At 41.5% G+C, this 14,822-nt stretch carries 8 protein-coding genes; 3 read left to right on the plus strand and 5 right to left on the minus strand.

From position 1 onward, the window contains the following. Positions 1-67: 67 nt before the first annotated feature. The 5 genes from KTO63_RS02025 to KTO63_RS02045 form a co-directional block, all read right to left on the minus strand. On the minus strand, positions 68-3,274 hold the full coding sequence (locus KTO63_RS02025) for a glycoside hydrolase family 2 protein (RefSeq protein ID WP_217789452.1): 3,207 nt from the start codon (positions 3,272-3,274) through the stop codon (positions 68-70). A 378-nt stretch (positions 3,275-3,652) separates the two neighbouring features. Then, entirely contained in the window at positions 3,653-4,366 is a 714-nt protein-coding gene (locus KTO63_RS02030) for a DUF3823 domain-containing protein (RefSeq protein ID WP_217789453.1), read from the minus strand. Positions 4,367-4,378: 12 nt separating this feature from the next. Next, positions 4,379-6,169, minus strand: coding sequence for a RagB/SusD family nutrient uptake outer membrane protein (locus tag KTO63_RS02035; protein WP_217789454.1), 1,791 nt, complete (start codon positions 6,167-6,169; stop codon positions 4,379-4,381). A gap of 10 nt (positions 6,170-6,179) precedes the next feature. Continuing rightward, positions 6,180-9,365, minus strand: coding sequence for a SusC/RagA family TonB-linked outer membrane protein (locus tag KTO63_RS02040; RefSeq protein WP_217789455.1), 3,186 nt, complete (start codon positions 9,363-9,365; stop codon positions 6,180-6,182). Positions 9,366-9,851: 486 nt separating this feature from the next. Continuing rightward, positions 9,852-12,296, minus strand: coding sequence for a kelch repeat-containing protein (locus KTO63_RS02045; RefSeq protein ID WP_217789456.1), 2,445 nt, complete (start codon positions 12,294-12,296; stop codon positions 9,852-9,854). A gap of 500 nt (positions 12,297-12,796) precedes the next feature. Here KTO63_RS02045 and KTO63_RS02050 point away from each other — a divergent pair, with 500 nt between their 5' ends. Genes KTO63_RS02050 through KTO63_RS02060 form a run of 3 tightly spaced genes read left to right on the plus strand, consistent with a single transcriptional unit; the run spans position 12,797 to position 14,820 of the window. Further along, the gene (locus tag KTO63_RS02050) at positions 12,797-13,636 is read left to right on the plus strand and encodes an ABC transporter ATP-binding protein (RefSeq protein WP_217789457.1); all 840 of its coding nucleotides are present in this window, start codon (positions 12,797-12,799) and stop codon (positions 13,634-13,636) included. A 5-nt stretch (positions 13,637-13,641) separates the two neighbouring features. Then, positions 13,642-14,436 (plus strand): hypothetical protein, encoded by a 795-nt coding sequence (locus KTO63_RS02055; RefSeq protein ID WP_217789458.1) that lies wholly within the window; start codon positions 13,642-13,644, stop codon positions 14,434-14,436. 9 nt (positions 14,437-14,445) lie between these two features. Then, on the plus strand, positions 14,446-14,820 hold the full coding sequence (locus KTO63_RS02060) for a GntR family transcriptional regulator (RefSeq protein WP_217789459.1): 375 nt from the start codon (positions 14,446-14,448) through the stop codon (positions 14,818-14,820). Positions 14,821-14,822 lie beyond the last annotated feature (2 nt).

The following is a 14,822-nucleotide window of genomic DNA, read 5'->3' on the forward strand; positions in this document are numbered from 1 at the left end:
CAGGATCAGCTTAAAAAGCAGGCTGTATCGAAGTTTTGATACAGCCTGGCTTGTTAAGATCACCAGCTTACCTGTTGGAAACCTTAGACTCTAGTTTTCTTAAAAATGACCTGTCGCTGCTTTCAAACCTCACTCCTATTTTGTTATCGCCACTTTTTGTTTTGATCACAATGTGGTTCCAACCCTTTTCAAGCGGCACCCCATTAAACTGGTTGAATGATTTAGCGCCAAGCAAACTATTGTTAAGAAAAACTGTAGTTTCCTGGTCAGCTTTTATATTCATATTTAATACAGGCATATCCGGTTCCACTAGCAAATTCGATAGGGACCTCGGACTATACAGCCAGAAATGGAGACCACTATTATTAGCAGCACTAAAGTTCAAGACGTCGTTCGTTGCTGTAATTATCTTTTCGGAATTTTTTCCTCCATTTGCAGAATCTATCAGCATTGCATTTTGTAACAATCCTGCCGTATTAATTGCGGGCATCCTTCCGGTAAAATGCCCGGTAAATTCAACGCCCATGTTAAGGAGCATTTTATACAAAATATTAGGCGACGCATTGTATAAATTGAACGGGTTGACAGATAGAAAATACAAACTGCCATTGTTGTAAGGCAGGCTGATAAATGAGTTGCCGGCCTCCTTACTTTCGCGTTCGCTTCTTACAACAGAAACCGTTTTTGAATATTCCGGTTTATTGTTCCACATTTTCCAGTTTGTATTGCTGGCAGTAAGTAAAACTTTGGAATGCTGGATGATATCGCCATCAATCGCATACTTGCTAATGGACTCATTGGTCAGTTCGCTGAAATAGAAGTCACTATTGTGCAAGTTTGTGATAGCCGCATCATTTGCGTTTGTGGTAAAAGATGTAGCGCTTCGGTTTACAATCGTTGCGCTGTAGGGCAGGTATTTATTAATGACATTGTTTGATGAAGCATTTGCACCGGCAATAAAAACAGTACCGCCATTTTGAGCAACAGCTTTGCACAAGGATACAGAAGCATCGTCAACCGGAGGATACATACCATCAATGATCAGCAAAGTATTTTTGTTGACGGACGTTCCTGCCGAAAAATTCAATCCAAGATTTTTAAACAAACTGTCCATCTTTCCGGAAGGATCGGCAGATAAAAACAGGAGATTGTTGTATTTCGATGAAACCGGGTCATTATTAAATGCAACCTCTGGCTTAGGTATTTCCGCAACACTGTCTTTAGCAGCGAAGGATTTTTTTATAGCATCAAACAAAGGCCATGTTTCATATACAGGCAATGACGCATCATAACCGGGATTAAGTGTGCTGGTGTAAGGCCCTAATCTTTCCGGCTGCATGCCCGGCTGGTTTTCCCGGAAAGCTGCGAAGAATACACCACTAGCCGGTGACGGGGCTTTGGTTGTATCTTTTAAACCAAAAGGAAGTGGCTTTAATCCATACCACACGATATTAAAAACGGAACGATAAGAAGCATCGTATTTTTTCATGCCGTTTACCAAACGTGTGGCCTCTGCGGCAACGCCTTCCATTCTGCCTTGCTGCGATTGATAGGATCGGTTGTCGTTGTATGCCGAGGTTTGTTTAGGTGTGCCGTAATATGCCATGCCGCATTCACCAACACCCCATAGCTTTCCTTGTGAGGACCATTCTTTATAAGCGTATTCATCGCCATAGTGGCCTATGATCAGTGGTAGGTTTGTAGGCTTGCCTGTTTCGCCATCGCCGGATATCCAGTTGCGTGTTGAATCAAGTTGTTTCGCAATATCAACCCAGTTGTTTATTTCGTCGAGTTGTTTTTTCACAAGATTTTCGGGTGACTGATGTACGTATGCAGTAACAGGAATGTTCTCGTTGCAAACGCTCCAGCCAAAAACTGAAGGATGGTTTCTATCACGAAGAATGAGCCTTCTCAAATGGTCTGCTGCATTTGTCCAATATTCTTCTGCATCTTCTTTTGGGCCGCCATCACTTGCCCATAGCCCTGTTTCATCCAATACAAACATGCCCATTTCATCTGCCATGTCAAGATAAAAAGATGGATAAGGCTGTGCATGTAAGCGCACTGCATTGGCATGCGCATCTTTCAGCATAGAGTACCAGGCCCATGCATAGCGCCGCGTCATTTGCGGCACGCCCATGAAATGCCAGGAGTCGCCATTGAGAATAACTCTGTTGCCATTCAGGTAGAACTTATTGCCAACCACTTTAAACTCACGCCAGCCAAAACGGTTGTATTGTTTATCCAGAGTGTCCTTCCCTTTCTTTATGTTCAGCACCAGTGCGTACAGTGCAGGATCATCATTCGACCAGAGTTTCAGTTTTTGTTTAGGACTAACGGCAATGGTTACTGTTTTTTCTTCACCCGGCTTAAGCGCCAGGTTTTGACGGGGAACTTGCAGTACAACATTGTTCAACTTCCATTTTGGCTCCGGCGCTTCTTCAGTTGATTTGCCTGCAACGTTTATCCACGGAGAAATATCGCCGCCAATATTTATGCTTTGATTTTTTGCGGAATTGTTTTTTATAACAGCAGATACCTGCAACAAATCTTTGTCAACAAATGGTTTTATGTAGGCATTCTTCACATAGACTTCCGGTTTTACCAAAAGATAAACATCCTGCCATATGCCGTTTATATGCTGGCCCCAAAATGAACCACCAATATATAAACGGTTGCCGTATTTACCCGGCTGGTTAAAAAGGTCCGCGTCTGCTACATACACCATCAATTCATTTTCTCCATCCTGTTTTACCAGGTCAGTTATATCTGCTTCAAAGGGAAGAAACACTTCATAATTTTGCGCGGCTTTTTTGCCATTTACAAACACCTGTGTATAGCCTGCCACAGCATCAAAATGCAGTATCAGGCGTTTGCCTTTCCATTGTTTTTTTACGGAGAAGGAACGCATCAGCCAGCCTGCTCTTGTGTCATTCCATTTCTGCGGATAAGATGGATAAGTGATGAAATCGCCACCGCCTTCTTCTTTGGCAAAACTGTTTACATTCCACGGCGAAGGCACTTTCACAGGAGTGGTTTCCCATTGCGGGTTTTGTGGAACGGATGGCTGCTGAAGCTGTTCTTTCGTAAGCGCAGTTGCGTTTTCAATTGGCAAAAATTTCCAGGAACCATTTAAGCAAATATCATCGCGGTAGGGTTGTTCTGATGATTTGGTATAGTGTTCTGATGGCGCAAACTCGTGTGTAAAAGTAATTTTCTGTGCCTGTGCACTTGTTGCCAACAGCACAAAAGTGAGCAATTTAAAAATCTTCATTTTAGTTGTTTATATGGAAAATGAACGTTCGCCGGTTCGTGTTTTTTTTCATCCTTTATGGATTTGTACCGGGATAATTTTCTAAAAAAAGCACCATGAAGAATAGAATGAATTCTTTTCCGGCTGGTGCTTTTGCTTGAAGTATAAAAACTAAGGTTATTGTTATGGCATCAATGTCGTTTCCTTAAGTTGCATGCGTTTGCCACATTAATGTCCTACGGACAATGTCTTGCGTGGCGTTACATTTTCTATTGACGTTGATGCCCTACGGGCATTGGTTTCCCGTAGGGAAAAAATATCAATAGAAATTTGCACCGTGGAGCTATGTTGCCCGTAGGGCATTAATATCTGAGCTCCAGTTTTAAGGAACCGACATGGTTATGGCATGGTCACAGCCTGTTCTTCTGAATAATTATAACGCTTTGAAACGTTGTCATTCGTTCTGGCGCCAACTCTTACGTAATAGGTCCTTCCGCTTTTTAATCCTGTGATTTTTGCGTTGTAAACGGTCGTCAATACAGTCTCATCCGGCGTGCCGTTCAAGTCATTATTATTTTGTGTTGAAAATACATTGTCGTTGCTGCCGTTGCTTACATACGGTGTGTTGGAAACAAACACTCTCGCATCTGTAATTTTATAAGCAGCTTTTGCTCTCGAAATTTTATAACTCAAATTAACGTCGTTGCCGTTTTGCTGAACCTTTCCAACAATCTCCACATTCAAAAAAGGCGTTACGATAAAGTCAACATTTACTTTGCCTTTCAGCACAACTGATTTGCCTTCTACCGGAAAGAATGGTCCATCCACAGGCGTAATTTTGTACGTTGCCGCAAAAATTTTGTCGTTGTTGAAAGTGCCATCTGGTTTTATCCAGAAGTACCATGGAATGGGATTATCGCTCCAGCTTGTTTCAAGCATTTGCAGGCGAATGCCATCAGGCTGTTCCGTTTGAATTGGCTTGCCTGTTACAGAATCAATCACATTGCCTGTTAATGTTTCTGAAGGTGCCGGGTAAGAATCATTTTCTTTGCTGCAAGAATTTCCCAGCACTAAAAAACCAAGAAGCGCTATTGCTATTATTATCTTTTTCATTTTATAATGATTTTAGTACAATGGGTTTTGAATAAGTTTTGGGTTCTTGTTAATCTCGCCGGCAGGAATAGGCTCATAATAAAAAGCCTGTTGAAATGTAAATCTTGCGTTCTGGATATCAGGCTCTTTTCTGTAGATGTATTTCTTCTCGTCAAATACATAGTAAGGATACAATACACGATAGATCCTGTTGTTGAATTCCTTGTCGGCAACTCTCCATCTTCTTAAATCCCACCATGTAAAGTTTTCAAAGGCCAACTCTTTTTTGCGTTCATTTCTTATGGAATCCATATTCAAATTGCCCAATGCAGAAGCACCGGCTCTGTCGCGAATATCATTGATAGCCGTTAACGCATCTGCAGGTTTGCCTAACTCATACGCTGCTTCTGCTTTGTTCAGCAACACTTCTGCATAGCGGATGGCGATCCAGTTTTGATATGATTGCCACAACAAAATTTCAGAATTGGGTTTGGTTGGGTCCATGTACTTTCTGATGTAGAAACCTGTTGAAGTAGATTCACTTCTGCCGGGGCCAGCAAAGCCCACTACATTTTTACCACTGTATTGTACTGTCGGGTCGCTTGCAAGGTGCAGCTTGCTGTCGTTTGGATCGTCGTGCTCAGGCGCTTCAGGAGAATTGGGTTTTCCTGAGTAAGATTCATACAAGCCTCTTTGCATGTCCATTACCGCACCTCTGAAAACATCTCCCGGTAATGTAACGGTGGCCCTTAAACGAGGTTCTACATTTTTAAACAGGTCCATCCGATCGCTAAAGCGGATCGGCGTTCCGTCAGGATTATACACTTGCAGGCTGCCGTACAATTCCACATAGTCGAGTGTTGGATCAATTACAGAAGAATAACCATTTCCTCCCTGTAGTTGACGAGGAATATTTAACGCATCCCATGAGTGTGTTTTTTCCGGATAATGATATTGTTTTACCAGGATGTTCTCGGGGCTGTTTCCGTCTAAGAACAGGTTCACATAATTCTGGTATTTATCAGGATTGGCGCGGTATAGAGAATATTTGCCTTCGAGCATTTTTGCTGCATCAAAACTTTGCTGAAAATAGCTTGTTGCTTTGTCTGCAGGAATGCCCACTACACCATCCAGTTGCACTGTTCCATATTTCGCAATACTTCCGGCAAACAACATGGCTCTTGATTTTAAAGCCGCGGCTACATATTTATTTGCTCTGCCAGATTTGGACTCTGCGATATCAGGCATATAATTGATGGCTGTATCCAGATCTGCGCCGATAAAATTATACACTTCTTCTTCCTTGTTACGAGGTATTTGTAATTCGTCAAGGCTTTGTTCAGGATAAGATTGCGGCGTTCTAACAATAGGCACACCTCCATATCTTTCAACCAAAGCAAAGTAGAAGAAGGCTCTTATAAAATGCGCTTCACCCAACCATGCTTTTGCCTTGTCTTCTGTAAATGAACCCGCATATTTTGGAAACGTCTCAATGAAATAGTTTACGTTTCTTATGTTCACATATGGCCAATAACCAAAGCTGCCATTGCCTATGCCGCGTGCGCCTACATAGTCTGACTGTAAGCATTCGGCAGTAAATAATCCGTAACTATGAAAACAAGGAAAATCGTTGAAACCTGTCTGGTAATTCGAATTAAAATCCTGTATTGGCAGTGCTGAATACAAGGTTGCCATGTAAGATTCAATACCGGATGGGGATGAAAACACATCTTTATCCTGTATGATATTGGTAGGCGGAATGTCCAGCTTGTTGCAGGCAGTTAACAGGTATAATGGTAGTATATAAAATAGTATTCGTTTCATGGTGTAATCTTTAAAAGGTGAGGTTCAATCCGGCATTGTAGGTTTTAGTTAAAGGATACATGTAGCCATACAAATCAGCCGGATGCTCCGGATCAAGGAACTTGAGTTTTGTGAAGGTTGCCACGTTGTAACCGTTTACGTAAAAGCGGCAGTTGGAAATGCCCACTTTCTTCGTCCAGCGTACAGGAAGTGTATAACCTAGCTCAAGGCTTTTTATTCTTACATAAGCTGCATTCTGAATGGAACGTTCTGTATTGTCTGCGGCAACTGTTCCTGTATAAGCATAGTAACCGGAAACCCACTGTGTATGCGGATCATACGGATCTGCCTTTGGATCAACAGGATGCCAGCGGTCATTAAATTGAGAAAGAATATTTCCGCCCAGTGCGCCTGGTTCTTTTAATGCTTCAATGTATTGAACATTGTATCTGCCTGCACCTTGTATCAGAACGTTAAAGTCTACGCCTTTGTATTCAACGTTGATACTGCCGCCGTAAGTTATTTGCGGCGTAACGTTGGTAGTAACGTCGTTAATGTTTGGAAGTCTTGAACCGGCAAGAGGATGGTTATCGTTGCCATCTATGATGCCATCGTGGTTCCAGTCTTCATACAAAAAGTCTCCGGGTAACAACCCCCTGTTTCCACCGCCGTAGTTAATGTTGCTGCCATATATCTGTCCGTAATCCTGCACCTGGCCCGTATATCCCAATCCCCACTGAATATCATTGTATCGGCCATTAAGATTGTTTAACCAGTTGTCGTAAGAGTTTCCTGCCTGTGCCCTTTCTACGTATTTCCATTTGGTGCGGGTGTAGGCTATGTTTGCACTTACATTATAGTTAACCTGCCCAAGCCTGTTTCGGTGGTTGACAACAAACTCAAACCCTGCAGTTTGATCGCTGTTTAAATTTTCCTGCGGAAGATTTGTTCCTACCGTACCGGGTAACGTCAACGTTCTCGTTGCAGGCAAACCTTCACGCTTGCGGCTAAAGGCATCAAACTGCAAACCAAGCAAGCCTTTCCACATGTCCACATCAGCGCCAATATTTAGTGTTTTGGCCGTACCCCATGTAAGGTTTGGATTTGCGCCTTTTGGTGCAAGACCGCTAACCCAGTTGCCATTAAACCCTGCTCCGCCAGAAGGATAATTGTAACCGCTAACAAACTGATAAGCGGCAAAATCAGTCTGGCCCGTCTTACCGTAAGTCGCTCTCAACTTCAGGTTGTTGATAAATGAAAGTGCTCTGGTGTTTTTGAAGAAATCTTCTTCAGACATGCGCCATCCGCCGGAAAGCACCGGGAAAAAATCCCACTGATGACCGGGCGCAAAAAGAGAAGATCCATCGTAACGAAAGCTAAATCCCAAAAGATATTTTTGAAGATAGTTGTAATCGGCTCTTCCTACCAACGCCTTATTTGCGTAGTGTGTAAGGCCGTTCACATCCATGTAGCCGACCTGGTTTACACCACCGCCTGCAAAAAGCTCATCCAAAGCATCCAGCAATCCACCCTGGCGGGAAGAATTGAAGTTATCGCTGTAGCGATCGCTTTCTTCATACAATGCGAGTAAACTAACATTGTGCTCTGCTCTGAATGTGTGATTATACGAAAGCTGTAATTGCGTCAGGCTTTGTGTATTTTTTCCAAAATTTCTTTGCAGCGAAGTTGGTGAGTTGGCAGCAGTTGCCGGGTATGTATTGGTGGCTGCATCATAGGTGTACACATAATAGGTCTTCCTGTACTCTTTGTATTCGTTACCATTGTAATCGTAGCTGAACAATCCTTTAAGTTGCAGCCCGGTTAAAAATGGCATGTCCCATGCAAGACTTACAGAACCTTGCAGCCATGTTCCTTTGTTTATTTTATAACCGCTCAGGTCGGAATTGGTAGTCACCAATGGATTGGCCACATCCGTGCTTTTGTATGGGTATGCAGGATTGTTGTTCGCGTATAAAGGATCGAGCGGCAATTCGCGCCACATACCTCTTATAATTGCCCATGAATCTGTGTACGGCGCATTGCGTGTATCAGAGATACCGGACAACCGCATTTCAGCTGTAAGGCTGTTGGAAATTTTTGCAGAAACATTTGAACGGAAATTGTACTTCTTATAATTAAGATCATTTGTTTTCCAGATACCGTTCTGGTATAAATTGCCAATGCTGATAAAATAATTCATTCTGTCGTTGCCACCTGCAGCGCTGATATTATTTTGATATTGGGGCGTGTATTTTTTTATTACCGGATTGAACCAATCGGTGGAAGTTTTGGTGCCATTTTCATACGCGGCAATTTCAGCATCGGAATAACGCACAACGCCGGGAGCATCCACATTATGGCCCACGTGTTCGTTGGTCAATTTCATGAAATCAACGGCGTTTACCAGGTCCGGGAACCCGAGATATTTTTGCGCTCCGTAAGAGCCCGAATAAGTGATCTGGGATTTTCCTCGTTTACCATTTTTTGTAGTGATCAATATCACACCGTTTGCACCCCTGAACCCATATACCGCAGCCGTAGCGTCCTTCACTACAGAAATATCTTCGATCTCATACGGATCGAGCCTAGTAATATTATCCCTTGGAATACCATCAATAATAACAAGTGGATTTCCAAAACCCCTGATGTCAAAGCTGGTATTAAATGCGCCGGGTTCACCGCTTTTTTGCACAACTCTTAGCCCCGGTACTTTACCTGCCAATGAGTTTACAAGGTTTTCATTTTTTGTTTTCACCAACTGGCCGCCTGTTACCACCGCCACAGCCCCTGTAAGGGTTGCTCTTTTCTGGGTGCCATAACCTATAACCACCACCTGGTTCAAATTGCTGGAGGAAGTTTGCAGCCGTACTGTTACATTTCCATTTTGGCCGGCTCTCATGCGCACGTCTTCGTAACCCACGTAGCTGAACACAATATTGTTGCTGTCGGACTGGGATTCAATAGTAAATCTTCCCTGCTTATCAGTTGCAACGCCTTTATTGGAGCCCTCAACTGTAACACTAACGCCTTCGATGGGTTTGTTATTCAGCGAGTCCAGCACCTGGCCCCTGATAGTCTTTTTTGTTTGGGTGTTCTGGCTATGCGCCGGTGTAAATAATAATAAGGTCAAAGAAATAAGTAGCAGTAATGGTAGTAAAGTTTTTGTTTTTGGTGTTTTGTACAAGGTCAATTGGCCTGTAAAACAGTGTCTTTTCATATCACAAGCTTTAGTTTAAATAAATAGTTTTAGAATCGAGATTAGTTAGCTTCCGGATGGGAAGGCATTACTCGGGATGGGGACTTTTTGATTGATGCGCTTTCATGTTCATGGTGTTTTATACAAGCGCAATAAAGCGTTGGGGTGCTAATAATAGCCTTCGAAAAATCTTAATTTGCTAATAATTGCAAAAAAAGTGGCCTCATGACCAAAAAAAGTTGGGGATTTTTGGCGGTAAAATCGCCGACCCTAATTCGTAAGTGTAAGAAGGAAAGTAAGTTGTGCCGAAGAGTACCCAGACGGTAATAAAGCTGGTGTGTACGCGGTAAAAGGAGGATTTCAGTCATCCTTTTTTTTGTCAGAACGGCGTACAACAGGTAAAATTGAGCGCTCTTTAGCGCTAACAATCCCCTTCGAAAACCATTAATTTGCTAATAATTGCCAGACAATGGCACTCCACGAAAAAAAAGAATAATTTAAGAACAATTATATTTTTAGGTGAGTGTGAGGATCATTTTTGCTGATTTCCGGAAAGGAGCGGCTGAAATCCTCGCCGTATATTTCCTTATACTCCTTTATAAATTTGGTATAGGTCTGGTTGGCGAGTGCATGCCTTTTCAGGTAAATCAGGGTTTTGCATTTGTATTCAAGCGCATCTTCGTTCAGGCGGTCGAAATAGAAAATGCAGTTGGCAATCTCAATCACAATTTCAGGGTCATCGGTAATATCCTTCAGCTGGTTAAGGTAGTCCAGGCAAATGTCAATTACCTGGTTGGATATTTGCGCCTTGATATCGTCGAGCCAGCTATATTCAGTTTGATTTAGAAAAGCTCCCTTAAAAACAAGGCCCAGGAATTCTTCCATATAACTCTTCGTCATAGAGTGCTTGGAGCCGACCAGTTTCATAAAGCGATCGTAATCAACATAAGCCGTGTTGTCGTCGTGAATAACAAACTGTAAAAAGTCCCGGTTCTTTTCAATAGTGCAATTACCGATTTTCTCCACAATGCTTTTAATCTTGGTCAGGTTTACCGACAAATTGTTTTTAGCAATTTTCGACGATTTGCCTGTCCATAATATTTCATTCAGGCTATCGGCAGTTATTCCCCGTCCGTTTTTAAAAGTGTGGGTTATAATTAAAAGGAACAGTTCTTTCGTTAACGGGGTAAACAGACCGGTAATGTCCTTCCCTTCGTTATCAAAAACCTGGAATTGACCAAAAAGAAATATGGCCGATTTTTCCGGTTTCTTTTCTTCCGCAAGCCTTGCCAATAACGAAGTTTCTTTTGTGTGCTCTTCGCCGTTGATTACAGGGCTGGTCACTGTGATTTCTCTTCCGTTATTATTTTCCCGGGCACTGAGTTGCTTTTCAGCTTGAGGCAAACGGCGCTTTGAAATGAAAAATACAATAGCTGCCAAAACAGCGACCGCTAATGCCATCCACACATATTTTTTATACGGCAAAGGTTCGGGTGCATCCATTTCACCGCCCGGAGAAATGGCCTGCGGCGGAAAATCAATTGAATAAACCTTTACGGTCGTAAATTTTTCAGGCGAATCGAAATTGGAATAAAAGAAGGTAACTGCAATTAATTTGCCCGCCTTTGGTGAATAGTACAAATCGCTGTATGATTGGATGTCATAAAACGGGTAGGCAATTTTATTTCCCAACAATTTGATGGATGGATCTTTTAAAGAACCCTGAACCAACTGAAGGCTTGAATTAAAACTATCATTTGAAAAAAGCAAACCATAATATACCTGGTTCTTTGAATCAACAATAAGGTTGTTGGCAAACGTGAATTTTGTATGGCTGTCTTTAAAATCAAATAGCTTTTTGAAAGTTTTCGAGCGTACAGAAAAAGCGTACATATCCGAGTAGCTTACCGGGTCTAGTATCTGGTTTCCCGTAGAGCTTCCGTAACCTCCTATTATAAATGCAGTGTCCCCCGTTTCGTTCACACCCGAAGCAGCAAGGTATCTTGGCGGGAAAAAATCTCCTCCCGTGTGAACAGAATCCCATGTTGCAGTCGGTATTGAGTAGCGCTCAACCGAATTTTTATATTTTAACTGGCCATACCCTCCTATTATATATATAGATGTATCAACCGGCGATAAAAACTTATTGGAGTGCCAATATTCAGTAAGAACGGTGTCTCTAAACTCACCATCCCATGCTTTGTTGCCGGGCGCGTATGATATAGCCTTCTTTTTGTCAACCAGAATATTGTATATCTTATTGGTAAAGGGGTCAAAAATACCCTGCGTTCCTATAATAATATTGGTGCGATTGAAAGCATATTGCTTCCAGCGTGAGTCAATATTCTTTACGTTGAATTCCGTGACAGAGTCAGGGCTAACTATATATAATATCTCAGCTTTTTTATCGAAAGAACAAATGGCATTTCCCTTTGTAACAAATGTCTTCTCAAGCGTCCAGTCCTGGTATGCCGGCTTCACCCATTTTGGATTTTTAACCAAAGCGGTCTCTCTTTTTATCCTGTCAGTTGCTATGTCGCCCTTAATTTCATCCAGGGGCCAGTAGTACGCCAGGTTATTATCATCAAAGAGCTTTATATCTTTTATGCGCATTGGAGGCAGGTCCCTGGTTTGATAACGCTCAAGATCGTTGGCACCCCATAAGAATTGATAATAACTGCTGTTAAAACTGATTGGGGCGCTCCCAATTTGTTTATGGTTCACAAACACTTGCAGCTGCTTTTTCTGCGGCGCAATTTGCAGGCTGATCGTGTTCCAATTGTCAAATAGCGCGGAAGAATCAAGCGTAAATGATATGCCTGATAATTTTTCGCCTATTATGACTGTAAAATTTAACGTCTTTTGATCGTACAGCAAATCGATATTTTGCTTTCCGTTAATTACCCGGAGTATGTAACCGAAATAAACATGGTATCCTTTGACGAAGGCCATGTCAAAATCTACCTTAAGATTATTTGAAAATTTTAAGGAATCCGAAAGTTGTAAACTTGTTCTTTTTTCGAGAGAGGTTTCGTGGCTGTTAAACTTAAGCCCATAAGTTTGGGCAAACGAACTAATAACAAAGCAAGTACACAATATGATCAAAGCAAAACGTCTCATAGCAAAATAGAATTGGCAAAAAATTCCTGGCGCTAAAAGTAATACTTTATACCGAGAATGATTTTCCCGTGGAGATTTTAAAATACAGTCATGGAAGCATCCCCCAGAGCTTACTTTCACCTAGCAATAAAAATAAATACAATAATCTTTCGTGCAAGTTACACGACACATATTTTTTCCTGTATTATTTCGCGCGGGCCAAAACAGGGATTACCATAATAACCGCACACTCCTTTTGTTAATGCAGGCTGTCGATAAAAAAATATTCGGCAATATTTGACTTTGTAAATATTAGTGCTACTTTTACAGTGTACCACACAACTAGTACACTAATGATCGAAGTAACTAATTTATCCTTCGGATATAAAAAAAGAAAGCCGTTGTATAACAACCTCACTCTGCAACTACCGGTGGGAAGTATTTATGGCTTACTTGGAAAAAACGGAGCAGGTAAATCGACGCTGCTCAAAAATTTTACCGGCTTGCTGTTTCCGAAAAGCGGAACCCTGCAAGTAAACGGATTTGATCCAAAGAAACGACTACCCTCGTTTTTGCAAACAATCTATTTCATTCCTGAAGAAGTATATGTACCCTCCTTAACAGCGGAAGGATACAAAAAATTATTCGCTCCATTCTATCCTTTATTTAACGAGGAACAGTTTTATCATTATCTGGATTTTCTCGATGTACATGATAAAGGCAAGCTAAGCACGCTATCATTCGGCCAGCAAAAAAAATTCGTAATCGCTTTTGCCCTGGCTTGTAACACAAAGATTTTATTGCTCGATGAACCAACCAATGGCCTGGACATTCCTTCCAAAATAAAATTCCGGAAACTTATATCATCTGTTTTTACAGATGACAAAATGATTTTCATTTCAACACATCAGATACGTGATTTGGAAAACTTAATTGATAATGTAATTATAGTTGATAATGGCGAATTGTTAATGCAAGCGTCACTTACTGAAATTGCGCAAAAACTATCTTTTAAGATGGTTGATACCATTGATAATGAAAGTGCGGTACTATATAGTGAGCCGTCACTGAAAGGACACGCGATTGTAACCGAAAATACAACAGGCGATGAATCAAAAGTCAATCTTGAATTTCTGTTCAATGCCATAACAGGCAATCCTGAAAAATCAAAAGTAATCTTCAAGACAAAATAAATTTTATGAGCGATACATTCAACCTGAAAAGGTTTGGGTTATTGTTGAAAAAAACAATCACAGAGCGGCCAACCCAAACAATAGGCGTGACAGCGCTTTTACTCATTCTTTCACTCACATTGTACATTGTTGCTAAAAATATAATCGGCTTCAATGCGGCACAGAATCTCACTTTCGTCTGGGGTTTGGCGGGAGGCGGCTTTTTCCTGGCTTCATTTGTTTTCAACTATTTTAATAGCAATGCCAGTGGCTCCTCTTACCTTACTTTACCCGCTTCATATTTCGAAAAATGGCTTTGCGGTGTTTTGATTGCTGGCGTCTTTTATCCGGTTATTTTCCTGCTCTTCTATCATTTGATGGACGTGCTTTTTGTGGCAGCCTATCACAGCAGCCTCGACCCAAATTCTTTATTTTACCGGCAACAATATGATAGCGTGTTTACGTTTGACCTGGACGGCATACTTGCATGGAAAGTGTATTTCATGTTTGCAATGTTAACCGGCTTCATGCTGATAGGTGGCTTGTATTTTAACAAAACTGCGTTGGTAAAAACAGCTATTGCCATTTGCATTTTCCTGGCTATTCTATTAGGATTAAACTGGTTCACAGGCATAATGTTTTTTGGCCCAATCAAAGAGGCGGGAATCTATGATCATGTAACACTTGAGGTTGGCAAAGCCGAAGGTGTGATATTGTTACCTGCCGGCATAGAGCATTTTTTTCGAACCGGTATTGCCTATTTTCTGCCGGCTGTGTTATGGCTTTCACCACTACTTAGATTGAGAGAAAAAGAATTTTAAATCATTCAGATGGAGTTTAAAGATAATCCGGCGATTTACATACAAATAGCAGAATACGTCTGCGAACAAATTCTGTTGAAGAAATGGAAGCTCGGCGAAAAGATTGTTAGTATCCGGGATCTGGCGGTGCAAATGGAAGTAAACCACAATACTGTTCAAAGGGCCTACGATCTTTTGCAGCAACAAAACATCATTGTTAACAAGAGAGGCATTGGTTATTTCACAGATGATGACGCGATGGAGCGTATCCTTGATTTCAGAAGAGAACAGTTTATAGAAAACGAATTGCCGGTTTTCATGCGTAACATTTTTCTATTAAAGCTCGACTTCACTGAAATCAAAAAAATCTACGACCAATTTGTAAAAGATAATTTTAAAAAATAGCT

Source organism: Pinibacter aurantiacus (genome assembly GCF_019130065.1).
Taxonomy (GTDB): domain Bacteria; phylum Bacteroidota; class Bacteroidia; order Chitinophagales; family Chitinophagaceae; genus Pinibacter; species Pinibacter aurantiacus.

Bases quoted from the DNA above. Each gene is read 5' to 3' on its own strand.
- KTO63_RS02025 (WP_217789452.1), bottom strand. From the start codon at position 3,274: ATGAAGATTTTTAAATTGCTCACTTTTGTGCTGTTGGCAACAAGTGCA.
- KTO63_RS02030 (WP_217789453.1), bottom strand. From the start codon at position 4,366: ATGAAAAAGATAATAATAGCAATAGCGCTTCTTGGTTTTTTAGTGCTG.
- KTO63_RS02035 (WP_217789454.1), bottom strand. From the start codon at position 6,169: ATGAAACGAATACTATTTTATATACTACCATTATACCTGTTAACTGCC.
- KTO63_RS02040 (WP_217789455.1), bottom strand. From the start codon at position 9,365: ATGAAAAGACACTGTTTTACAGGCCAATTGACCTTGTACAAAACACCA.
- KTO63_RS02045 (WP_217789456.1), bottom strand. From the start codon at position 12,296: ATGGCCTTCGTCAAAGGATACCATGTTTATTTCGGTTACATACTCCGG.
- KTO63_RS02050 (WP_217789457.1), top strand. From the start codon at position 12,797: ATGATCGAAGTAACTAATTTATCCTTCGGATATAAAAAAAGAAAGCCG.
- KTO63_RS02055 (WP_217789458.1), top strand. From the start codon at position 13,642: ATGAGCGATACATTCAACCTGAAAAGGTTTGGGTTATTGTTGAAAAAA.
- KTO63_RS02060 (WP_217789459.1), top strand. From the start codon at position 14,446: ATGGAGTTTAAAGATAATCCGGCGATTTACATACAAATAGCAGAATAC.